This window comes from Microbacterium sp. WCS2018Hpa-23 (assembly GCF_031843845.1).
GTDB lineage: Bacteria > Actinomycetota > Actinomycetes > Actinomycetales > Microbacteriaceae > Microbacterium.
The window spans coordinates 218,222-239,495 of the sequence record NZ_JAVTIZ010000002.1 but is presented as its reverse complement, the minus strand read 5'-3'; the positions used below and the strand labels follow the sequence as shown (position 1 = coordinate 239,495).

General features: G+C 64.5%; 23 protein-coding genes. 11 read left to right on the top strand and 12 right to left on the bottom strand.

Features of this window, described 5'->3' with window-relative positions:
* Positions 1–64: 64 nt before the first annotated feature.
* From RQG77_RS04680 to RQG77_RS04650, 7 genes are all read right to left on the bottom strand, one after another.
* Positions 65–844, bottom strand: coding sequence for an SDR family NAD(P)-dependent oxidoreductase (locus RQG77_RS04680; RefSeq protein ID WP_311243660.1), 780 nt, complete (start codon positions 842–844; stop codon positions 65–67).
* On the bottom strand, positions 841–1,119 hold the full coding sequence (locus RQG77_RS04675) for a hypothetical protein (protein WP_311243659.1): 279 nt from the start codon (positions 1,117–1,119) through the stop codon (positions 841–843). The genes RQG77_RS04680 and RQG77_RS04675 overlap by 4 nt, the downstream gene beginning before the upstream one ends.
* A gap of 11 nt (positions 1,120–1,130) precedes the next feature.
* Complete coding sequence (locus RQG77_RS04670) at positions 1,131–1,649, bottom strand: 3-phenylpropionate/cinnamic acid dioxygenase subunit beta (protein ID WP_311243658.1); 519 nt, start codon at positions 1,647–1,649, stop codon at positions 1,131–1,133.
* 5 nt (positions 1,650–1,654) lie between these two features.
* The gene (locus RQG77_RS04665) at positions 1,655–2,944 is read right to left on the bottom strand and encodes an aromatic ring-hydroxylating dioxygenase subunit alpha (RefSeq protein ID WP_311243657.1); all 1,290 of its coding nucleotides are present in this window, start codon (positions 2,942–2,944) and stop codon (positions 1,655–1,657) included.
* Between the two features lie 38 nt (positions 2,945–2,982).
* Complete coding sequence (locus RQG77_RS04660; RefSeq protein ID WP_311243656.1) at positions 2,983–4,008, bottom strand: dihydrodipicolinate synthase family protein; 1,026 nt, start codon at positions 4,006–4,008, stop codon at positions 2,983–2,985.
* 67 nt (positions 4,009–4,075) lie between these two features.
* Positions 4,076–4,918: a hypothetical protein gene (locus RQG77_RS04655; protein WP_311243655.1), complete on the bottom strand. Its 843-nt coding sequence runs from the start codon at positions 4,916–4,918 to the stop codon at positions 4,076–4,078.
* Entirely contained in the window at positions 4,918–5,166 is a 249-nt protein-coding gene (locus RQG77_RS04650) for a hypothetical protein (RefSeq protein ID WP_311243654.1), read from the bottom strand. The genes RQG77_RS04655 and RQG77_RS04650 overlap by 1 nt, the downstream gene beginning before the upstream one ends.
* A 308-nt stretch (positions 5,167–5,474) precedes the next feature.
* Here RQG77_RS04650 and RQG77_RS04645 point away from each other — a divergent pair, with 308 nt between their 5' ends.
* From RQG77_RS04645 to RQG77_RS04605, 9 genes are all read left to right on the top strand, one after another.
* Positions 5,475–6,332, top strand: coding sequence for an ABC transporter ATP-binding protein (locus tag RQG77_RS04645; RefSeq protein WP_311243653.1), 858 nt, complete (start codon positions 5,475–5,477; stop codon positions 6,330–6,332).
* Entirely contained in the window at positions 6,329–7,105 is a 777-nt protein-coding gene (locus RQG77_RS04640) for an ABC transporter permease subunit (RefSeq protein WP_311243652.1), read from the top strand. Before RQG77_RS04645 ends, RQG77_RS04640 begins: the two co-directional genes overlap by 4 nt.
* Positions 7,102–7,941, top strand: a complete 840-nt coding sequence (locus RQG77_RS04635; RefSeq protein WP_311243651.1) for an ABC transporter permease subunit — start codon at positions 7,102–7,104, stop codon at positions 7,939–7,941. The genes RQG77_RS04640 and RQG77_RS04635 overlap by 4 nt, the downstream gene beginning before the upstream one ends.
* A gap of 66 nt (positions 7,942–8,007) precedes the next feature.
* Positions 8,008–9,099 (top strand): hypothetical protein, encoded by a 1,092-nt coding sequence (locus tag RQG77_RS04630; RefSeq protein ID WP_311243650.1) that lies wholly within the window; start codon positions 8,008–8,010, stop codon positions 9,097–9,099.
* Positions 9,100–9,107: 8 nt separating this feature from the next.
* Positions 9,108–10,055, top strand: coding sequence for a hypothetical protein (locus RQG77_RS04625; protein ID WP_311243649.1), 948 nt, complete (start codon positions 9,108–9,110; stop codon positions 10,053–10,055).
* Positions 10,056–10,096: 41 nt separating this feature from the next.
* On the top strand, positions 10,097–11,614 hold the full coding sequence (locus RQG77_RS04620) for an aldehyde dehydrogenase family protein (protein WP_311243648.1): 1,518 nt from the start codon (positions 10,097–10,099) through the stop codon (positions 11,612–11,614).
* A gap of 44 nt (positions 11,615–11,658) precedes the next feature.
* Entirely contained in the window at positions 11,659–12,387 is a 729-nt protein-coding gene (locus RQG77_RS04615; RefSeq protein ID WP_311243647.1) for an isochorismatase family protein, read from the top strand.
* Positions 12,380–14,212, top strand: coding sequence for a tetratricopeptide repeat protein (locus tag RQG77_RS04610; protein ID WP_311243646.1), 1,833 nt, complete (start codon positions 12,380–12,382; stop codon positions 14,210–14,212). Before RQG77_RS04615 ends, RQG77_RS04610 begins: the two co-directional genes overlap by 8 nt.
* Entirely contained in the window at positions 14,209–15,228 is a 1,020-nt protein-coding gene (locus tag RQG77_RS04605) for a putative sulfate exporter family transporter (protein ID WP_311243645.1), read from the top strand. The genes RQG77_RS04610 and RQG77_RS04605 overlap by 4 nt, the downstream gene beginning before the upstream one ends.
* Before the next feature lie 106 nt (positions 15,229–15,334).
* Here RQG77_RS04605 and RQG77_RS04600 read toward each other — a convergent pair whose 3' ends face one another.
* From RQG77_RS04600 to RQG77_RS04585, 4 genes are all read right to left on the bottom strand, one after another.
* Positions 15,335–15,760: an Ohr family peroxiredoxin gene (locus RQG77_RS04600; protein WP_311243644.1), complete on the bottom strand. Its 426-nt coding sequence runs from the start codon at positions 15,758–15,760 to the stop codon at positions 15,335–15,337.
* Positions 15,757–16,179, bottom strand: a complete 423-nt coding sequence (locus tag RQG77_RS04595) for a RidA family protein (protein WP_311243643.1) — start codon at positions 16,177–16,179, stop codon at positions 15,757–15,759. The genes RQG77_RS04600 and RQG77_RS04595 overlap by 4 nt, the downstream gene beginning before the upstream one ends.
* A gap of 185 nt (positions 16,180–16,364) precedes the next feature.
* Positions 16,365–17,423, bottom strand: coding sequence for an ABC transporter substrate-binding protein (locus tag RQG77_RS04590; protein ID WP_311243642.1), 1,059 nt, complete (start codon positions 17,421–17,423; stop codon positions 16,365–16,367).
* 171 nt (positions 17,424–17,594) lie between these two features.
* The gene (locus RQG77_RS04585; RefSeq protein ID WP_311243816.1) at positions 17,595–18,083 is read right to left on the bottom strand and encodes a class I SAM-dependent methyltransferase; all 489 of its coding nucleotides are present in this window, start codon (positions 18,081–18,083) and stop codon (positions 17,595–17,597) included.
* A gap of 155 nt (positions 18,084–18,238) precedes the next feature.
* Here RQG77_RS04585 and RQG77_RS04580 point away from each other — a divergent pair, with 155 nt between their 5' ends.
* The gene (locus RQG77_RS04580; protein ID WP_311243641.1) at positions 18,239–19,075 is read left to right on the top strand and encodes an alpha/beta fold hydrolase; all 837 of its coding nucleotides are present in this window, start codon (positions 18,239–18,241) and stop codon (positions 19,073–19,075) included.
* A gap of 31 nt (positions 19,076–19,106) precedes the next feature.
* Here RQG77_RS04580 and RQG77_RS04575 read toward each other — a convergent pair whose 3' ends face one another.
* Positions 19,107–19,709 (bottom strand): DUF5134 domain-containing protein, encoded by a 603-nt coding sequence (locus RQG77_RS04575; protein WP_311243640.1) that lies wholly within the window; start codon positions 19,707–19,709, stop codon positions 19,107–19,109.
* A 61-nt stretch (positions 19,710–19,770) separates the two neighbouring features.
* Between RQG77_RS04575 and RQG77_RS04570 the strand changes: the two genes are divergently transcribed.
* Positions 19,771–21,195: a PepSY domain-containing protein gene (locus RQG77_RS04570; RefSeq protein ID WP_311243639.1), complete on the top strand. Its 1,425-nt coding sequence runs from the start codon at positions 19,771–19,773 to the stop codon at positions 21,193–21,195.
* The last annotated feature ends 79 nt before the right edge of the window (positions 21,196–21,274 follow it).

The window sequence follows — 21,274 nt, the reverse complement described above, 5'->3', positions numbered from 1 at the left end:
CAACGTTAGGAATTGCACGGCGGGCCCACATCACCCGCCTGGGTAACTTCCGCCTCCGCGGCATTCACATTCGACGGCCGGCGTCGGAGCGGATGATCATCCCCGTCACCGCGCGCGCATCTACCGGGTCGGCCAGAAAGCGATATGCACCGGCATGATCGATGGGATCCGCCGTGATACCCAGCAGCGTGGCGCGCGCGATGCGCTGGTCCCGCCCCTCCACGGCATCGGCGGATGCTGTCTGCCCGAGTGCTACCAGCCCACCGAACCGTGTGCCGCTGGTGCCACCCGGCGCGACACCGTTGACGCGCAGCGGCGCCAGCTCGGCCGCGAGGTGCTCCACCATGCCGCGCACAGCCCATTTCGAACTGCCGTAGAGCACCCCGCCACCGACGGCATTGAACGCGGACTCCGAGACGGTGAGGGTGATCGACCCCGCGCCCCGTGCGAGCGAGGAATGCGCGATATTGACCGCCAAAAGGGCGCTGAGCACGTTCATCCGCCAGCTCTCGCCGGCCGCAGCGACGAGGTCGTCGGGCGAGAGCTCATGTATCTGCGCATAGAAGTCGAAGATCCCCACCCCACATGTGAGGTGGTGCAGTGCTCCCCCGGAGTCCGAGGCGAGCTCGACCGCCGATGCGAGGACTTCGGGGTCCATCGCATCGCCGACGATCGATCGGATCGCGCCGCCGGACCCCGAGACCACATCGTTCGCGTGCGATGCGGAGCGCTCGAGGATCGTGACGCACGCGCCCTCCGCGTGGTAACGCTCGGCAGCGGCCCGGGCGATGCCCGATCCCCCGCCCGTCACCAGAATGTGCTGCCGAGCGAGGGATCCGCTCATGCGCCGGGCGTCCTGCTCAACAGGTCGGTGATGAACTCCGGTTCCTGATAGCTCAGAACATCGAGAGCCACCGCGTCGAACCGGATGCAGGTGCCACGTCTCGGCGACCACAACTCCAGGCGTACGCCGTTTCGCGTCATCACTTTTCGCACGATGACATCCGCGAACTCGTTCGCGACAACGATCGGACCCTCGTTGCCCCCATCACGGGGCATCTCGAAGGTCTCACCGGGGTCCGGGTTCTCGGCGGCGGGCTTTCCGTCAGTGGATTGCATGGTGTGCCTCCTCAGATGAAGATCGACAGATTGTGAGCGTTGATGACGGCCTGATCGATCGCCGCCCAACGACGAGCGAGCCGATAGCCGTCGTCCGTGCGCCGGATCAGATCCTTCCGCGCCACCGACAGGAGGTTCGGATCGATGCTGTCTCCGCGACTCCGGTAGATGAAGCACGACGAGTTCACCTCGTACTCGTTCTCGTTCTCGGTCGCATCGATGAGAACGTTCGTGATGTAGTGGCGGGTCCGCGAGGGCGGTTGCTCTGCCCAGGCGAAGTCCGTCTCCAGGCGGCGCACCCGCACTTCCAGCGTCTGTCTGTTGTCCTGGAAGATCCTGCCGTTGGGAGAGAGCTCCCACTCGGCGAGGTCTTCACGCACGACGCGCAGAGGCACGTCGTAGGTGATGTCATCCGTCAGGAACCCCAGCCAGTCCCGGAAACGCCGCTCGTCGAGTGCGAGTGCCTCCCGATACATGACCTCACGGATGTCTTCCTGGACCCGGCGATCGACCGTGCTCAACATGACCATGGCCCTCACACCTCGCCGGTCAGATAGTCGGCCCAGCGCAGCCAGAGGTTGCGGAAGTTCGAATCGTTCACATAGGGCTTCACGACGTGTCCAGGGCCAGGGAACTCCGGGTCTTGAACCGCATCCATGCCCATCATGTACGGGAACTCGATGTCGCGCGCCATGGTCGATTTGGCCATGCGCGTGACGCGCGCCCAGTTCTCCAGGTCGTCCTGTTCGAACGTGCCCGCCTGCGCGAAGGCCAGGGTGTACGCCTGGTACGCCGCATCCTTGTACTCCTGCGACGCGTCCTTCGGCACCAGACACCACGAGTACATCTCCGAACGGCCAGGACCGATCGGGTGGTACAGGCGCATCGTGACGAACCTCACACCGGGTTCCCCCGGCACCAGACTGAACGGCTGCATGAGGAAGGACAGGTTGGGGAACACCGTTCCCACCGCTGTGCGGGTGTTACTGAACACCTCGATCTGCTCGGGCGTGAAGCTCTGGCGCATCTCGTCGGCGAGTTCGTCCGGGAAGCCGGAGAACGGGACCATGCCGGGCGTATGCCCCAGACCGATGCCGTGCCCCTTCCCCGGGATGCTCGCGGCCCACCCCTGGCTGTGCGTCGCTCCCGACGACGGGAAATAGCCGAGGTTGAAGCCGAACTGATGCGCGACCGGGGTGTGATATCCGTCGCCGGAGAAGTTCTCCGCCGCGATCTTCCAGTCGGTCTCCGTGATCCAATGGTCCGGAGGCCCGTGGACCTCGCTACCGGCGAGGCCCTGCTTCAGATACAGATCCAGGTAGAACTGGAACCCTCCGAGGTACTCCTCCAAGGACGGTGCGTCCTCGTCGAACGTGCCGAAGACGAGTCCGGCGTAGGACTCGACCCTGGCCTTCTTAAGGCCCCAGTCCTTGCGCTTGAGCGCTCCCCCGTACCCCTCGGCCATGTACGGCACCCCGATGAGCTCACCGGAGTTCTTGTAGACCCACCCGTGGTACGAGCATCGGAAGTGAGAGGCGTTTCCCATCTCCGACTTGCACATCATGTTGCCTCGGTGGCGGCACATGTTCAGGCTCGCGTGGACCCCGCCGTGCTCGTCACGCGCCACGATCAGGTTGTTGTTCCCGATGTAGCGCGTGACGTAGTCACCGGGCTCGGGGATCTCCGTCTCATGCGCGAGGAAGCACCATGCCTTGTTGAAGAGCCGCTCCTGCTCGAGATCGAAGATCTCCTGATCGTTGAACACGTGCGCCGGAAAACGCCCGGCTGCGATCCCTTCACGGATCTGGTGAATTCGCTCATCCATGGCTTCGCCTGACTCCCTCGTCATGATTCGTCACCCTCTCATGCGTTGCGGGACCCCAGCTTGGCTGTGATCTCCGCGGTGATCTGCTTGTAGCGCTCGACGTGCTGCAGAGTGGTGTCCCAGTGCACCTGGGGCACCGACTCCTCGGTGTAGGGCACGCGGCTCTTGCCGACGTGGATGTAGCCGGCCGCGTTCACGCGGATCTTCTCGAGCGGGATGTTGTACTTCGCGAACTCGAAGAAGTCCTGACCGACGATGAACGGCTCGTGCGCCCAACGGAGACGCTCGGTCAACCAGCGGGCATCCTCGGTGCGTCCTTCACGCAGCGCGTCGCGCAGGTGCAGGACGGGGTCGGGGCCCATGGCGGTGGTCGAGGACCAGGCCATGCCGACGAGCTCCTCGCCGTACATCTCCCACGCGGGGAACCAGTCGGTCTCGATCGGCATCAGCGGGAAGCGCGTGCCGGTGTGCGCCATGTCGTTGTGGTAGCGGAAGCCGACCGATGCACCACCGGCGTACTTCACGGCGACGACCTGGGGCAGCTCGTTCAACGTGCGGTACACCGAACGCGGGATGATGCCACCGAAGGCGGCCGTGTTGTCGTAGACGACGATCGCCATCTCAGGCACGGCCTCGGCCACATCACGGTAGAACTCAGCCATGATCGGGGCGACCATCTCGCCCCACATCGGACGACCCAGCAGCGTTCCGGTTGCTCCGACGCTCGAGAGGAACCGCATGCGGGAGATGGTGTCGCGCGTGTTCAGCGTGGTCGCTCCCACGAAGATGGGGAAGTCGGGGTTCACCGAGTGGGCGGTCTCCACAGCGCAGGCGGCGAACGCCTTCCATTCCTCGAGAGTGAGGGTGGCCATCTCGCCGAGGGTTCCGTTCAGCGCGATCGCGTCGACGCCATCGGCCATGAGCGCCTTGATCATGCGCTCGGTCTCGACGAGGTCCACCGTGTCGATCGCGTCCACGCGCTCCGCGCCGGGAAGGGCGGGGGTGGGCGGGTATGCCATCACACCGCGCATGTCCTTGCCGGTGACTTTGGGGAGGTTGCTCATGTGGTTTCTCTTTCTGGTTGCGATGCCGTGGTGCCACGGCATCGAAGGTGTGGTTCTGGGTTCGGATTCAGGAGCTGCGCGGCTCGCCGGCGGCGACGGCCGTTCCGGTGAGCCATTCGGGCACTGGTTCGTAGGCGAGCACCGAGAGAGGAGCCCCGAGAGCGCCGGCCGCTGCGATCCAGGTGCGGACCTCGTGTGCGCCGTTGCCTGCCGCATCGATCTCCTGCGGCGAGTAACTCTTCAGCTGCTCCGGGTCGCCGCTCTCGATCCTGGCGATGAAGTCACGATCGAACTCAACGTTCACCTGGCCGGACTCCGGGAGTCCCACCCAGTGGGAGAGACCTCCCGTCGCCAGCACGACCACTCGCTCGACCTCGGTCTGCGCTTCGACCGCGGCACGGATCATCTCGCCGAACTCGTAGCAGCGCTTCGCCGTCGGCCACGGCGGATTGACACCGTTGACGATGATCGGCACCAGCGGATACCTCGACTCCGGATCGAGGTGCTTCAGCGGGACGGTGAAGTTCTCGTCGAAGACCATCCCGCCCTCGACCAGTGCCGGATCGAACTCAGAGGAGATGGCGTACTCGTAGATGTGCCGTCCGAGCGCACCGTTGCCGGGATACTCGTGCGGTTCGATATTGAGGAATTCTCCCATCTCGGCCGTCGCCGGGCCGAGGTAGGAGTCGGCGGTCGTGATGGCGAAAGCGGGGAGATTTCCAAAGTTGAAGTTCGTGAAGTGCTCGACGGACACCGCGACGATCGCATCGGGACGCAGTCTGTCGAGCACTTCGCGTGCGTCTCGGAAGGCCTTCTGGATGGCTTCGCGCGGTGCCTCTTCCGCCCGCTCCGGCCATCCGGTGATCCCCGGCGAATGTGAGGCGGCGAACGCCCCGACGATCTTGCCCATTACTTCTCCTCACGAATCTGTGCGTAATAGCTCGCCCTGTCGACCTGCAACTGAATGGCGCAGAAATAGATCAGGTATGGATTGGCGCCGATCTCGTGGAGCTTCTTGAAATCCAAGGTGCGCATTGCCTCACGAGCGTCACCTTCGAGCCCATAAAGATCGAGAACGGGATAGGGATTGTCGAGAAACCGCTTCGCGATCTCGGGATTCTTGCGAATGTCCCACAGCAATTTGTGAAGGTTGTACACGCCGCGCCTCCTTGCTCGCATGTTCGGCCGTGCCGGCCTGACCTCGAGATCGTGCCTTCCCGGAACGACCTACTGCGACATTAGGCACGCCGTCCTCTCGTGCGCGTCACCCTCCTGGGTCCTTTCGACCTCTCGGCTGATCCCATCCGGGCACCGTGACGAATTGACCCGCCTGGGTGACACAGGGGTCCTCCTGCCCTGCCTAGGGTTTCCCCAATAGATCCGCTGCCGCGCAACGACCGCCGGCAGATCTGGCCTCACCGCAGAGGCACAGACGTCCGCAAGATCGACGAGCGTGAGGAACACTGATGTCACCCAGCACAGATTCGATCCACGACCCGCACTCCGCGGTGGGACTCCGAGTGACAGACGTGACTCGCACCTTCCATCGTGGGGGAGTCGACGTACAAGCACTGAAGCCCGTATCGCTCGACGTGATGAAGGGTGAGCTGCTCACCATCGTCGGTCCGAGTGGATGCGGCAAGAGCACACTGCTGCAGATCATGGGTGGCTTCGACACCGCGACGACCGGAACCGTGAGCACACCGAGGGGTTCGGTCACCGGGCCTTCCCGGACCATCGGAATGGTGTTCCAGCGAGCGACGCTGTTCCCGTGGTGGAACATCGAGCGAAACGTCGCCTGGGCACTGCGCTGCGGTGGCGTGAATCGCCGCGCGGCACTGGATCGAGCACGCGAACTCCTTGATCTGGTCGGGCTGAGCGGCTTCGAGACGGCCTACCCGAATGAACTCTCGGGAGGCATGCAGCAGCGCGCAGCACTCGCGCGTACGCTCTCGCTGGAACCGGATGTGCTGCTGATGGACGAACCGTTCGGGGCTCTCGACGCACAGACGCGCGAGCTCATGCAGGAGGAGCTTTTGCGCATCCAACAGGTGGCCGGGACCACTATCGTCTTCGTCACTCACGACATCCGAGAAGCCGTGTTCCTCGGTGACCGCGTCGTCGCCCTCAGCGGGTCGCCAGGAGAGATCGCCCTCGAACTCGCGCCCGGCCTCGCTCGCCCGCACACACATGATGTGATGCGCAGCAAGGAGTTTCTCGACGCTTACGAAGCAGTGTGGGCCTGCATCCAGACGGGCGGACGCCGTGGGCCGGTCGTCGCCGCCTCATCGGCTGCGGCGGGAAGCACAGTGGGCACCCCATGAGATTCCCCGTCAGGAAGATCCTCAGCCCCATCGTCGCACTGTTCGTACTGTTCGTACTGTTGGGACTCTGGCAGGCGTCGTCTCTCATCTGGACCTTCCCCGCCTATTTTTACACCCCCACCGAGATCGGTAGCGCCTGGGTCGCCTCGCTCGATGCCAACATGTGGCAGGCCACCTGGGACACACTGTTCCGTGCGGGTGTGGGTTTCCTGATCGGCACGATCCTGGCGCTGCCGATCGGCGCGATCACCGCCCGGCTGCGTCGGGTCGAGAACACCGTCGAGCCCTACATCGGTTTCTTCTACGCACTTCCGAAGATCAGCCTTCTGCCCGTGCTCGTGGTCTGGCTGGGATACACGGACACCGCCCGCATCACCATGATCGCGATCTCGGTGTTCTTCCCGGTCTACGTCTACATGAACGCCGGCGTCAAGGGCATCAACCCCGACTACCTCAAGGTCGCCTCCAATCTCGGTGCCGGTCGGTGGACGACGTTCCGCGACGTGCTCGTACCTGCTGCCGCGCCGATGGCGATGGCCGGTCTTCGCGTGGGATTGGCGATCTCGCTGATCGTGACGTTCGCGACCGAAGTGGTCGGTCAGAGTCCGAACGGCCTCGGTCGCATCATCCAAGACGGATTCATCGCCGTCGCCTACAGCGAGATGTACGCGGGCATCATCATGTTCGCCCTCATCGGCCTCGCGATCGATCTCGCGCTCCGGCTGCTGACACGAAACAGCCGGACTCTTTGGGGAGAAGCGGAACTCGCATGAGCAACATCGACACGCACACACTCGTCACACAGCAGGCTCGCTCCCGTCGAGCGCCCGCAGGCCTCGGACAGAACCTCTTCGCCTGGGGCGCCCTGCTCAATCCGTTGGGCTTGATCGCGGTCGTCGTCGGTATCTTGCTCTGGCAGCTGGTTTCGGCCGTCTCGGGAAACTACTACTTCCCCACGGCCTCCCAGGTCGCGGTAGATCTCGGAGACATGATCGTCGACGGCACTCTGGCGAACGCTCTCGGCATCACGCTCGGCAAAGCGCTCCTCGGTGTTCTGATCGGCGGGGTCGCCGGACTGCTGATCGGCCGACTCATGGTGGTCAGTCGATATGTCGCGGATGGTCTAGGGCCCCTCGTCAACGCCGTCTACCCGATTCCGCGTCTGGCGCTGTACCCGCTGCTCGTCGTCGCCTTCGGAGCCGGCGGGGAGGCGACGATCCTGCTCGTGTCGATCGAAGCTTTCTTCCCGATCCTCTACAGCACGCAGGTCGGGGCGGGTTCGCTCTCCCAGCGCTACCGCTGGCTGATGGGCAACACCGGTGCCTCATATCTACGGCGAGAAGGGATCGCGATGCGGGCGATCACGCCGTATCTGGTCGCCGGCCTGCGCAACGCGGTGCCCACTGCGCTCATCGTCGTGGTGACGACGGAACTGCTTCTGGGTAGTTCCGGTGCGGGCTTCCTCGCCCGAGATGCCGGCAATCAGTTCCTCCCGGCCCGATCATTGGCCGTGGTATTCGCGCTCGGCGTCGTCGGCGTGCTGCTGAACATCGTGATGCGCCTGTTCTACCGGCGCACGCAGCGATGGAACCTCTCGCTACAGGCTTGATGCCGTCGTCGGCCGTCCGATCACCGGGGCCGACGTAGGAAAGGACACACAGATATGGATGACTCGATGAGCGCGAAAGAGTCCGCGATCGAACGAGGAGAAGTGCTCGTCCTCACGACAGCGGAGGTCTCCGGCCTGGTCGACGCGGCGGATTGCGTCGATGTCATCGACGCCGTGCTTCGAGAGCCTGCCGCGCTCTCCCAGCAGACGCTGCCCCGACGACGCCTGTACATGCCGGTCGAGGGCGAGGAATCGGAGTATTACTGGCATAACAACATGGCCGGCGCGTTCTTGGGCCGGGGGACGCTCGCTGTGCGTCTCGACGTGTCTCGAACTCGTATCCGCGAGGAGCGTCAGGAGTTCCCCGGCGACTTCACCGGCTTGGTGCTTCTCTACGACCTTGCGACGTCCCATCCGTACGCGATCATCCACGACCATGGGCTTTCGCCCCTCCGCGTCGCAGCGACGAGCGCCGTGGCGACGCGCGAACTGGCACCATCCGGGTCATCGGTTCTCGGCATCATCGGCACAGGCGAACAAGCCCGCGCCCATGCGCTCACTCATCGAGTCGCTATGCCGGGTCTCACCACGATCCTCTACTACTCGCGATCCGCCGACAATCGAGACCGGGCGGCAGCGGCGTCCGAGTCAGAGACCGGCATCGAAGCAGTCGGCGTCGGCAGCGTAGAGGAGCTCATCGCGCGGAGTCATGTCGTGATCGCGGCGACCAACGCGACCGAGCCCGTGTTCGACGGGCACTCGCTTCAGCCTGGCCAGCACCTCGTCAGTCTCGCCTCCTCAGACGGATTCGCGCAGCGGCGAGAGATCGACGAGACCAGCATCGAGCGATCCGATCTCATCGTCGTGAATTCGAAGACGCAGATCATCGCCGATCGCCAGGGGCACTACGGCAGCCCCTCGTCCGTGGAAGACCTCCATCACATCGTCGAGCTCACCGATGTTCTCTCGGGACGGGCCCCGGGCCGGACATCCGACGAGCAGATCACCCTGTACGACAACAACGTCGGTATGGGCATCCAGTTCGCCGCGCTCGGCGCATTGACGTTCGAGAAAGCGGTCGCTGCCGGCCTCGGAACCCCGCTGCCCGCCGATCTGTTCGTGACCCGCAAGTCGGCCGGCGAGCTCTACGCGCCCTGAGGAGAATCATGACTATCGAGATCGCCATTGAACCCTATGACCGCCACCTTCCTCTGATCGAGGGCGCCGTCGCCGCCGTGCGTGATCATCCGTGGACGTTCAAAGAAGTCGGACAGCTCGCGGTGCACCGCGACGGGAACGACCGTCACGAGCGTTTTCTGCGCGACGGTGAGTTCCAGGCCGCCGAGCTCTCGCTCTCGAGCTACCTGCTCTACCGCGAGAATCATGACGATGTCACCGCACTGCCGATCTTCCCGCGACGCCTCTTCAGCTTGTCCAATATCTGGGTGCGCCATGACTCATCCGCCCAGTCATGGAAAGACCTGCGTGGCGCCGTGATCGGCATCCCCACATTCCAGATGTCGTTGGGTGTGGTCGCCCGGCACGACATGCAGGCGGTGGAGGGTGTCGACTGGCGCGAGATGGCCTGGGCATCCTCGCACCCGGAGAACGTGCGGCTGGAGAGCCCCGTCCGACGCATTGCCGCAGCATCGCTGCACGACGCGTTGGACAGCGGCGAGATCGATGCTCTGCTCACGCCGGAGATCCCTTCGGATCCGGCCTTCCGGGAGGGGGCACGTCGCCTGTACGGAGCGCGTTCGATCGAGATCGAGCGTCGACAGCTGCGCGACAACGGATACGCACCGATCATGCACGTGATCGGGGTGCGCACGCGCATCCTGCAGGAGAACCCTGCGCTCGCTCGTGATCTGCTCGAGGCGTTCACCCTCGCCCAGGAGATGGCGTGGACCCGTTACGACGACCCCGGATGGGGCCTCAGCTTCTGGGGACGTCAGGAGATCGAGAGGCAGGACCTGCTCTCCGCTCGGCGGCATTGGGAGCACGGGCTGGAACCCAACCGTCGAGCGCTCGAGGAGTTCCGCGACGCGTCGTTCTCACAGGGCATCCTGCGCTCACGTCCCGAAATCGACACACTTTTCGCGCCGACGGCGTGACCCTCGCATTCGCTCGTCCTGAATCCCACGAAGGAAGACTCATGTCATCACCTGCCATCACCGTCGACAGCCTCAAGGCGCACGAGTACGGAATGCTCATCGACGGCGAGATCGTCGAGAGCATCGCGAAGGGACGCCGCCCTGCTGTCGACCCCTCATCCGGTGGAGTCGTGACGACTTTTCCCGAAGCGACAGCGGCGGACGTGGACCGTGCCGTCGCGTCGGCGCACCGCGCCAGAGAGAACTGGGAGGCGATGGGCGTTTCCGGTCGCGCTGACTGTTTCACGCATTTCGACCAGCTGATCAGAGACAACACCGAGCGTCTCGCGATGCTCGATGCCCTGGATTGCGGGAACCCCGTGACCGCCATGCGGGCAGACATCGAGATGACGCACGAGTACATCAATGGATGGCCGGCGCTAATGAAGGCACGCACCGGACAGCGATACCCCGGCAGCCCCGGCAACCTGCACTATTCGGCTGACCGCCCGTACGGTGTCGTCGGCCGTATCACCGCGTTCAACCATCCCGCGATGTTCGCCATCACTCGGCCCCTGCCCTCGCTGATGGCGGGCAACACGATCGTCATCAAGCCGTCGGAGGAGACCTCGCTGTCTACCCTCGCGCTCGGAGAGATCTTCAACGAGGCGTTCCCTCCTGGGGTCGTCAATGTCGTGACGGGTGGCGCCGCGGTAGGCGATGCGATCGTCACCCACGATGCGATCAAGCGACTGGCGTTCACCGGCTCGATCGGCACGGGTCTCATGATCCAACGCCGCGCGGCCGAATCGGGGCGGGTGAAGCACGTCTCGCTCGAGCTGGGCGGCAAAAACGCCATGATCGTCTTCCCCGACGTCGATGTGGAAGAAGCCGCCGCCGGCGCCGTCCGCGGAATGAGCTTCAACATCTGCCAAGGGCAGGCATGCGGTTCGAACTCGCGCATCCTCGTGCACGCGAAGGTGTACGACGAGTTCGTCTCGCGAGTGTCGGCACTGATCGCCTCCTATCGGGTGGGCGTCGCTTACGACGAGACGACCGATGTCGGTCCGCTCGTGAGCGCAGCGCACTGGGAGCGGGTATCGGGGTTCGTCGACAGTGGCGTGTCCGAGGGTGCGTCATTGGTGCGAGGTGGCGAGCGCCCTAAGGGACTTCCCACCGCAGGCAACTTCCTCGAGCCGACGCTGTTCGCCGACGTGGATCCGAGTATGCGCATCGCCCGCGAGGAGATATTCGGCCCCGTGATGTCGGTCTTCGTCTGGGATGACTACGACACGATGATGGGGATCGCGAACGGTCTCGACCTGGGTCTCACCGCGAGCGTATGGACGAACGACCTCTCGGTCGCACACAAGACCGCCGAGGCGTTGGAGGCCGGTTACGTGTGGATCAACGATGCGTCGCGGCACTACTTCGGCACCCCGTTCGGGGGCCACAAGGACAGCTCTCTCGGTCGCGAGGAGTCTGCAGAGGAACTGCAATCATTCCTGGAGCAGAAGGTGATCCACACGCGGCTGGCATCCCCCCAGGATGCCTACCGACGGATGATGGAACGCATCTGAGGCCGAGACGCCGACCACCGCACCGCCCGAGCGAGGAGGAAGACATGCAGGAAGACAAGATCGGTTCACGATGGTGGCATGACCGGTTCGCCGAGCTCGAGGCGTCGCCGGCGTACGACGGCGGGTACTGGTCCATGCGGAGCGAGTTCGGTGAGCGGCCGGCACTGATCGTCGTGGATGTGGTTCGCTCTTTCACCGGGGCGGCAGGTCAAACCCTCGCCGAAGCCGCCGCGGTGTACCCGACGGCCTGTGGCCCGAGCGCCTGGGAGGCCATGCCAGCCATTGCGCAGACGGTGCGCGTGGCACAGGACTCCGGATGGCCCATCGTGTACACCACCGGTCTGCAGGGTGGCGGGCCCTTCGGCGGAACCGTCAAGGGAGAGAACCTGCATGGATCCGTGATGGACCTCCCCGGAGCCACCGACATTCCCGATGAGATCGCACCGCCGCCAGGGGCCGTGGTGATCGGCAAGCCCAAGGCGAGTGCGTTCTTCGACACACCTCTGGTGTCCTTCCTCGTGCGCAACCGTGTCGACACGGTCATCATCCTGGGAACCACCACCTCCGGCTGCGTGCGGGCGACCGTCGTCGACTCGTTCTCGCACGGGTACTCCACGTTCGTGGTCGCCGACGGCTGCTTCGACAGATCCGCCCTCAGCCACACCGTCCATCTCGCGGAGATGGACGTGAAATATGCCGATGTCATCACTGCCGATGAACTGGCAGCGTCCGCGCTCGTACACCGATCAGAGATGAGACGTTCCCATGCCTGAGACCCCCCTGCGCACGCTTGCCGACTACGACTACTCCCTCGGAAGCATCCACCGAGATGTGACGACCGAATCCGTCGATGCGCAGGCATGGTTCGACCGTGGGCTCGCCTGGTCGTACGCCTTCAACTTCGAGGAAGGGGTCCGGTGCTTCCAGCGCGCGATCTCGCATGACCCCGATCTCGCGATCGCCCATTGGGGTGTCGCCTACGCCGCGGGGCCCAACTACAACAAAGCCTGGCGCCTCTTCGATCGTCTTGATGCCACTCAGACGATCGAGCTCGCCACGAGCTCGCTCGAGCAGGCTCACCGGCTGCTCGACCGCGCCTCCTCGTCGGAGCGCGCACTCATCGAGGCACTACCGGCCCGCTACCCCTCCACGATCCCCGACGACTTCGCTCCCTTCAACCGGGCGTACGCCGACGCGATGCGCAAGGTCTACGCCGCTGCCCCGGACGATCTCGATGTCGCGGCGCTCTTCGTGGACTCGCTGATCTGTGTCAGCCCACGTCAGCTCTGGGATCTGCCGTCTGGAGAGCCAGTGGGCTATGGAACGGTCGAGGCGCGCACGGTGCTGGAGCGCGCGTTCCTCACCCCCGCAGGCCTCGCGCATCCCGCCATCAACCATCTGTACATCCACACCATGGAGATGGCACCTTTCCCGGAGATCGCGGCACCCGCGGCCGAGCGTCTCCGCGATTCCATGCGCGACGCGGGCCACATGGCCCACATGGCGACGCACATCGACATCTCCACGGGCCACTACGGGCGCGCGGTCGATTCCGGCACGGTCGCCGCCGCAGCCAACGACCACTACCTCGAAACCGAGACCGGAATCCGCTTCTATCACCTCTACCGTGCACACGATCTGTACGTGAAGGTGTATGCCGCGATGCTGGCAGGCAGGTCCGCCGATGCCGAGCATGCCGCCAGGCGCATCATCGAGGTGCTGCCGGCAGATCTGTTGCGACTGACCACTCCACCGATGGCCGACTGGGTGGAGAGCCACGTATCCGCACTGCCGCATGTGATGATCCGCTTCGGCAGATGGGAGGAGATCATCGCGCTCCCTCTCCCCGAAGATCGAGAGCTGTTCTGCGTGACGACGGCGATGACGCTGTATGCGCAAGGGATCGCCTACGCAGCGCTGGGACGCATCGACGACGCTGCCCGCTCGCAGGCAGAGTTCCGTGTCGCCGCGGCGGCTGTGCCGGCGAGCCGGATGGCTCTGCCGAACCGCGAGATCGACGTGCTGCAAGTGGCAGAGGCGATGCTCGCCGGCGAGCTCGAGTATCGCCGAGGCAACTTCGAAGAAGCCTTCGCCCAGCTCCGGCTCGGCATCGAGCGCGAAGATGCGCTCCTCTACGCCGACCCGCGATCATGGCTGCAACCGGTCCGCCATGCGTACGGTGCGCTTTTGCTCGAGCAGGGTCGGATCGAGGAAGCAGAAGCGAACTACCGCTCCGACCTCGGCCTTGACGGCAAACTGCCGCACGCGAAGACCCATCCGAAGAACGTGTGGAGTCTGCACGGTCTGCATGAGTGTCTGACGCGGCTGGGGCGTGACGCGGAAGCAGCGGGGATCGCGGCGCAACGCGACATCGCATTGTCCGACGCGGATGTGCTGATCGCCGCCTCGTGCTACTGCCGGCTGTCGGCATCCGGAGAGTCCTCCTGCTCGTGCGACCACAGCAGCGGGGCCGGATGCACCTGTGGCGCCATGGACTCGCACGCCGGCCACGACAGCCACGACAGCCACGGTGACGGTCACGACAGCCACGGTCACGGCCACGGCCACTCCTCCGACACCGGTTCGGATGCCGAATGACCGGCACCACCGCGTGGCTTCGCCTGCGTACTCCCGGACTGCTCCTGTGTCTGGTGATCGCAGTCATCGCGAGCGTCGCCGGGTTCTTCGTGCCACTCATCGGCTCTGCCTTGCCTGCCATCATCATCGGCGTGGTGTGGGCGCTCGTGCGCCGGCCGGGTTCGCGGTACGCACCCGGCATCACCACGGCGACGAAGCCGTTGCTCCAGATCGCGATCGTGCTTCTCGGAGCGCGGATGTCGCTCGGACAGGTGGCCGATGTCGGCCTCGAGTCGCTCCCAGTGCTGCTCAGTTCACTGATCGTCTGCCTTGTCGCCGCCTGGCTGATCGGGCGTGCTCTGGGTGTCGAACGCGACACCCGGATTCTGCTCGGGGTGGGCACCGGCATCTGCGGGGCCTCGGCCATCGCGGCGGTCGCCCCGGTGATCCGCGCGAACCCGGCGCAGATCGCATATGCGGTCTCGACCATCTTCCTGTTCAACGTCGCCGCGGTGCTCACCTTCCCCTGGGTCGGGCACGCGCTGGGATACGACGCCAGGACTTTCGGGCTCTTCGCGGGCACCGCGGTGAACGACACCAGTTCGGTCGTGGCCGCAGCCAGCATCTTCAGCACAGCGGCTCTGGGCTACGCCATCGTCGTGAAGCTGGTGCGCACACTCGCCCTCATCCCGATCACTGTGGGTCTCGCGATCATGGAAGCCCGGCGCTCCCTCGATCCCGGCAGCCGGATCGGGCCCCGAAAGATCGTGAAGCTCATCCCCTGGTTCCTGTTCGGCTTCGTGCTGATGGTCGTGCTGAACACGCTCGTTCCGTTCTCGACTTCGGTGGTCGACATCCTGAGCGGCGTGTCGACCTTCCTGATCGCCGCGGCGCTGGCGGGCATCGGTCTCACCACCGATGTCGGCGCCATTCGACGCGCAGGATGGCGTCCTCTGCTCCTGGGCGGGATCCTCTGGATCCTCGTCACCGGAGTCACCATCGGTGTGATCGGATTGCTCGACCTGGCGTCGCGTTGACGGAACAGGAGAGAGAAGGAGGAGGACGACCGCCAGCGGTCTCCTCCTCCTTCTCTCTGTCATGTCTTAGCGAACTCTGTCATCTTCTGGCGAACTCTGTCATCTCCTAGCGAAGCGAGATCTCGACATCCACATTGCCCCGAGTGGCTTCTGCATACGGGCACGTCGCATGGGCGGCATCCAGGAGTTCTCGCGCTGTGGCGTCGTCGATTCCCGGCAGGTTCACGACGATCCGCGCCCGCACGAAGAACTTGCCCTTGTAGGGCGGATCCGTGTTGAGCAGGTCGACCTCGGTGTCGACCGACATCTCCGCGGGGAGGGCGATCCGACGGCCCTGCGCGACGAGGTTCAAAGAGAGCGCGAAGCAGGCAGACCAGCCCGCCGCCAGAAGCTGCTCGGGGTTCGTACCGGTGCCAGGGCTCCCGGGCGCGGAGACATCGACGACCAACCGTCCGTCGTCGGTCTCCACATGCCCCTCGGTGACGCCCGTCATATGCGCTCGACCGGTGTACAGCAGGCCCGCCGCGGTCATGCGTCCCGCTCGCCCACCGGCACAGCAGCCATCAGGTCGATCTCGACGAGGAAGTCCGGGTGCCCGAGCCGCGTCACGCCGATGAATGTGCTCGGCGGACGGAAGCTGCCGTCTCCGTACTCGGGCAACGGCTGACTGGCCCACGTGGGCACGTCGGCTCCATCCCCCATTTTCGCGTAGATGCGGCGATAGGTGACGTCCTCCCAGCGTGCTCCGGCCGCGGCGAGCGCGACCTCCAGGTTCTTCATGACCTGCACGTACTGGGCTTCGAAGTCACCGGGTGCGACACATTGATAGTTCTCATCGGTCGGGGTCTGGCCTGCGATGAAGACGAGCTTCATGTTGCCTTCAACGGTGACCACCCGTTTGTAGGACGGATGCGCGTACAGGCCTTCGGGATCGATTTCTTGACGTTTCACGGCAGCTCCTTGATTGTCCTGAGAGAACTTCTTGAGCGCAGATTATTCGCCGTCCGCCTCATGCGATGTCACCTGAACGGGTGTATCTCACCGCGGGTCTCGTAGCGTTCTCGACCTCCTGGGCGCAGGCGTGTTCCCCGCGCCCAGGAGCACGGGGAACACGCCTTCAGGGTCCTTCTCGGGAGTCAGTTGCCCGCGGTGAAGCCGGTGACGTACAGCGAATCCACGTCCACGCGCTCGTCCTTCTTGAGCAGGCCGACGGATTCCATGTCATCCATGAGCGCCGCCATCTCGCTCGGGTCGAATGCGCCAGCTTCGGGGCGGGCGTAGTCCTTCGCCTTGAGGTAGATGTCCAAGGGGTATTTGATGTAGCCTGCTTCCGCGATGATGGTCTTGGCCTCGTCTTTATTGCCCTGATACCACTCCACGACACCCGCATAGTCGTCACGGAGATCACAGACGGCACGGAGGTTCTTCTGTGCGAACTCACGATCGACAGAGACGACCAGCTGGTCGTAAGGGTGTCCGACGACATCCTGAGAGCTGAACAGGATGCGGGCCGGGTCGGGACCGCTGGTCGCCATCGTCGCGAACGGCTCTGCGACCGCGGCGACATCGACGACACCGGAGTTCAGCGCCTCCAGCTGGGCCGGGAACGGCAGTGTGACGAAGGTCGCATCTTCAGGGCTGTACCCTCCCTGCTTCAGTCCCATCCGGGCGACGAAGTCGGGCGTCGACCGGAAGTCGAGGATCCCGATCGTCGCACCCTTCAAGTCCTCGACACTCTTGATATCGGAGTCGCCCTTGACGACGAAGCTGGTACCGAACGCCCCCTCTCCGGCCTCCTGCATGACGGTGAAGAGGGGAACAAGGTCCAGCGCCCCTCTGGCCGTGCCGACGATCAGGGCCGGCATCGGCACGACGACAGCGTCCACGTCACCGGCTTGGTATCCGACGAGCTTCTTCTCGCTGTCATCGAACGATTTCAGCTCCAGCGAGTACGACTTTCCCTGCTGCGGCGTCAACTCAGGTTTCTCTCCCATGAGCCATACCGGTTCCTCTGCGGCGGCACCAGTGGCGATCCGGATGTTGACGGGATCCCCGGATGCCTCGGGAGCCGTCGAACAGTCGAGATCCCCATCGGCGGCGGGCTCGGTCGCCGGGCTCGCGCAGGCGACGAGTCCGCCGAACAGACCTGCGGTCAGTAGAAGTGCGGTGTAACGAGTTCTGGCACGACGATTCATGTAGATGATTCCTTCCCAGTGCGCGGAATGCGGCATGGGACGCGCAGAGTCCCCTCTGCAGAAACCCGATATCGTCTTCGATACCGAATCGCGAACCTGATTGCCGCCTGTCGGGCTCACGCTAAGTGAGCGGGCGCAGGCTGCACGTCACCCGATTGGGGCATTCTGCCCTCAGACCGATGACGGATGAACAGCGCGCAACAGAGAGCCGTTGGCCGATACGGACTCCTCGATGTCGACGAATCCTGCGGTCGCGAACAGCCGCCGAAGGCCCGAGGGCGGGCCGCCCGACGGTGGCGTGAATGCACACACCACCGGGGCGCCGGGGCGTAGCACTCGCCTGATCTCAGAGAGCCCCTCAAGCGGATCCGGCCAGAAATGCAGGTTGTCGACGAAGATCGCGGCATCGCAATGCTCGTCGAGCAGAGGGAGTGCCTGTGCGGTACCGGACAGCAGCACGACATTCCCCCGAGAGATGGCTGCGGCATTGCGTGCCTCCGCATGGCGATGGCTCACCTCCGACGGGTCCACGCCGATGACTTCGCCCGCCGGCAGCAGACCCGTCAAAGCGACGATCCCCAGGCCTGGGCCGAAGCCGATCTCGAGCACCCGTGCTCGCGGATCCTCAACGCCGAGCAGACTCACTGCCTCACGCGCCATCGCAGTGCCCGAACGCGCCATGAGACGCACACCCTCTTCGCCTGCGGCGCCGGATGGCCGCACGAACATGTCGTACATCTGTTCCATTCTCGCTCACCGGGTGACGCGGAAGCGATATAAAGTGAAAAGTCCCCTGTCGAGTAACATCCGTCCTCGTGGGATTGGCCTATGTTCATCGCATGAACGCTCATGAAGAAAGTCCCCTCCTCAGCGTCATCGACGGCGTCGCTTTGACCGACTTCCGCCCGGCGGAAGAGTCCTCGCGCACACCGCTGATCTTCGTCCATGGAGGACTCCACGGCTCATGGCAATGGGATTCCACACAGCGGTGGTTCGCGGACGCCGGGCGGCGGTCGATCTCTCTCGACTGGTTCGCCCATGGTGGATCACGACAACTCGATGCATCCGAATGGCTCCGTCGCAGCATTCTCGACGTCCGCGAAGAGATAGGCGTGGCAGTCGCCCAATGTGCATCGCCGCCCATTCTCATCGGGCACAGCATGGGAGGGTTGGCCTCACTGGCATACGCCGCTACGCATCCTTCGCGGATCGCTGGCCTCGTGTTGCTGGCGCCGGTAGTCCCCGAAAGGTTCGCCGGAGCCCCCGTGGAGCTGCCTATCGACGTCGACCAGCCCTGGGGCCCGCCGCCGCTCGACATCGCCGCGCACCTCTTCTTCGACGGTGCACCCGCTGCGGAACACGAAGCGATCTACGCGCAGTTGCAGGCTGAGTCGCCCACAGCTGTGTGGGAGGCGACCAGGTGGACGGCCACCGTCGACGTCGACGCGATCACGGTTCCGGTGCTGGTGATCACGGGTGACAAGGATGAGCTGACCCCGGTGGACATCGTGTCATCACTCGCCGAAGGAATCGGAGCAGAGCTCGTGACCCTTCCTGGCGTCGGCCACGGCCTGTCGTTCGATCAGTCCTGGATTGATCAGTGCGCACGCATCGACAGCTGGGCATCGAAGATTCTGAACGAAGTCTCCTGACGATATCCGAGATCGAGCGATAGTCCGGCGATCAGCCGTTCATCAGTATCAGCATCCATCCCATGCCCGCCGCCATCAGGATGTGGCAGAGGGAGTGGATGCGATGATGCGATGAGCGGAACGACCGCCAGACCCACCACACCGTGGCGGCGACGCACAAGGCGATGAACACCGCATTGACGACGTCGACCCATACGGGTGTCGACTCGATCGCGACTCCGCCGCCTCCGTGGTGCCCGGCATGAGCCCCGCCGGCATCTTCCGACATGTCCATCCCCGCCATGAGGAGAGGCATGGCGGCGAGCATCCAGATCATCGCGGCGTCGAGCACGATGTGCCCGACGAGATCGACGACCTGCGCTCCCTTCGCCCCTCGGAGAGAGGGCACGAGGGCCAAGGCCAAGATGGCGAAGATGGCGACCTGCGCCCACGTCACAGCGTCCCACACCGTCCACCAGGTCATGACGATCATCGCGACGCTCATGATGCCATGCGTGATGTCGATCAGGTCGGAGTCCGTGAGGCCTGCGTCGCGTCGTCCCCTCCTCGACCTGTCGGCGAGACCCGCGAAGCAGATGACGGCGGTCACGACGAAGAGCAGAGTGAGGATGACATTCCAGGGCGCGGCGATCACGGAGACAGTTTAGTACTACATTATGTAGATATCCGATTCCGCCGATTGAAAGGCCGCGATGATGACCACGACCGAGATCGAGTCGACGGGCACCCCGGCGAAGGCGCCTGGTCCCCGTACCCTGAAGATCAACTGGTTCGGCGCCTTCTGGCGCTGGCACTTCTACGGCGCACTCCTGGTCATCCCCGTACTTTTCGTGCTCGCCGTGACCGGCATGACATACCTATTCCGCGCGCAGATCGACGCGGCGATGCACCCGGGCGTCATCACGGTCGCCGTCCCGGACGGCGCGGATCGACTGCCCCTGTCCGCCCAGCAGGAGGCGGTCGCAGCGGAGTTCCCCGACCGTTCGGTCGTCTCGCTGTTCGACAGCCTCGGTGACCGCTCGACGGTCTTTGTCACCGAGCTTGCCGACGGCACCACTCAGAACGTCTACGTGGACCCGTACAAGGGAGTCGTCACCGGATCGCTGACCGACGATCAGCTCATCTCCGACGTGTTCATCCGCATTCACGGCAACCTGTTGGCAGGAGACTTCGGCGATCGGCTGATGGAGCTCGGCGCCAGCTGGGCCATCGTGCTGACGATCACCGGCTTCCTGATCTTCTTCCTCGGGCGCAAGCCGCGAAAGCTGGCCGCGCAGAGGAAGGTCAAGGGCGCACGGCTGCGCAGCGCGCACGCACTCGTCGGCCTCCCTGTCGGCCTCGGGATCCTGATGCTCGTCACCTCCGGACTCCCCTGGACCGGGCTGTGGGGCAGCGTGTCCGAAGAGGTCGCGGCAACCGGCGGGTCTTCCTTCTGGGGAGCCGACCCGGGGGCGGAGTCCACCATGAAAGACCTCATCGAGCAGACGGACGGCTCCAGCGCGCCCGCAGGCTGGGCAGTGGGCATGGGCCCGACAGGACAGAGCACGGGCCAGGGCGCAGGAGTCTCGATCGACGCTGCCATCTCGGCCGCCGAGGCCGAGGGTGCACCGAGCCCCTACTACGTGATCTATCCCGTGGACGAGGCCGGCGTCTTCAGCGTGATGAGCAGCCAGTGGTACCAGCAGGGCAACCCCGCGGAGTCCGATGTCACCCTCGAGCAGACGGTCCACGTCGATCAGTACTCCGGCGAGGTCGTCGCACAGTACGGCTACGACGACTACAGCCCGCTGGCCCAGGTCGTCTCCCATGGAATCGCGATCCACGAAGGGCGGCACTTCGGCCCCATCAACACGATCCTGACGACGCTCTTCTGCCTCGCCGTGATCTTCATGTGCATCTCCGCGCCCATCATGTGGTGGCGTCGCCGCGGCACCGCGAGCGGCATGGCAGCGCCGCGCGCGCGACTCCCCCTCTTCGGCAACATCGCTCTGCTCGTCGGCGTGGTCGCCCTGGGCATCTTCCTGCCGATGTTCGGCTTGTCGGTGCTCGTGATCCTGGCCGTCGATCAGCTGCTCATCCGTCGCATCCCCGCCTGGCGGAAGTTCTTCGGCACCGTGTGAGACAGCACCGCGTGAAACAGTGATGGTCTCGGGCGCCCTGTGCGCCCGAGACCATCACTGTTTCCAGATCACTGGTTCC

Bases quoted from the DNA above. Each gene is read 5' to 3' on its own strand.
- RQG77_RS04680 (WP_311243660.1), bottom strand. From the start codon at position 844: ATGAGCGGATCCCTCGCTCGGCAGCACATTCTGGTGACGGGCGGGGGA.
- RQG77_RS04675 (WP_311243659.1), bottom strand. From the start codon at position 1,119: ATGCAATCCACTGACGGAAAGCCCGCCGCCGAGAACCCGGACCCCGGT.
- RQG77_RS04670 (WP_311243658.1), bottom strand. From the start codon at position 1,649: ATGGTCATGTTGAGCACGGTCGATCGCCGGGTCCAGGAAGACATCCGT.
- RQG77_RS04665 (WP_311243657.1), bottom strand. From the start codon at position 2,944: ATGGATGAGCGAATTCACCAGATCCGTGAAGGGATCGCAGCCGGGCGT.
- RQG77_RS04660 (WP_311243656.1), bottom strand. From the start codon at position 4,008: ATGAGCAACCTCCCCAAAGTCACCGGCAAGGACATGCGCGGTGTGATG.
- RQG77_RS04655 (WP_311243655.1), bottom strand. From the start codon at position 4,918: ATGGGCAAGATCGTCGGGGCGTTCGCCGCCTCACATTCGCCGGGGATC.
- RQG77_RS04645 (WP_311243653.1), top strand. From the start codon at position 5,475: ATGTCACCCAGCACAGATTCGATCCACGACCCGCACTCCGCGGTGGGA.
- RQG77_RS04640 (WP_311243652.1), top strand. From the start codon at position 6,329: ATGAGATTCCCCGTCAGGAAGATCCTCAGCCCCATCGTCGCACTGTTC.
- RQG77_RS04635 (WP_311243651.1), top strand. From the start codon at position 7,102: ATGAGCAACATCGACACGCACACACTCGTCACACAGCAGGCTCGCTCC.
- RQG77_RS04630 (WP_311243650.1), top strand. From the start codon at position 8,008: ATGAGCGCGAAAGAGTCCGCGATCGAACGAGGAGAAGTGCTCGTCCTC.
- RQG77_RS04625 (WP_311243649.1), top strand. From the start codon at position 9,108: ATGACTATCGAGATCGCCATTGAACCCTATGACCGCCACCTTCCTCTG.
- RQG77_RS04620 (WP_311243648.1), top strand. From the start codon at position 10,097: ATGTCATCACCTGCCATCACCGTCGACAGCCTCAAGGCGCACGAGTAC.
- RQG77_RS04615 (WP_311243647.1), top strand. From the start codon at position 11,659: ATGCAGGAAGACAAGATCGGTTCACGATGGTGGCATGACCGGTTCGCC.
- RQG77_RS04610 (WP_311243646.1), top strand. From the start codon at position 12,380: ATGCCTGAGACCCCCCTGCGCACGCTTGCCGACTACGACTACTCCCTC.
- RQG77_RS04605 (WP_311243645.1), top strand. From the start codon at position 14,209: ATGACCGGCACCACCGCGTGGCTTCGCCTGCGTACTCCCGGACTGCTC.
- RQG77_RS04600 (WP_311243644.1), bottom strand. From the start codon at position 15,760: ATGACCGCGGCGGGCCTGCTGTACACCGGTCGAGCGCATATGACGGGC.
- RQG77_RS04590 (WP_311243642.1), bottom strand. From the start codon at position 17,423: ATGAATCGTCGTGCCAGAACTCGTTACACCGCACTTCTACTGACCGCA.
- RQG77_RS04585 (WP_311243816.1), bottom strand. From the start codon at position 18,083: ATGGCGCGTGAGGCAGTGAGTCTGCTCGGCGTTGAGGATCCGCGAGCA.
- RQG77_RS04570 (WP_311243639.1), top strand. From the start codon at position 19,771: ATGACCACGACCGAGATCGAGTCGACGGGCACCCCGGCGAAGGCGCCT.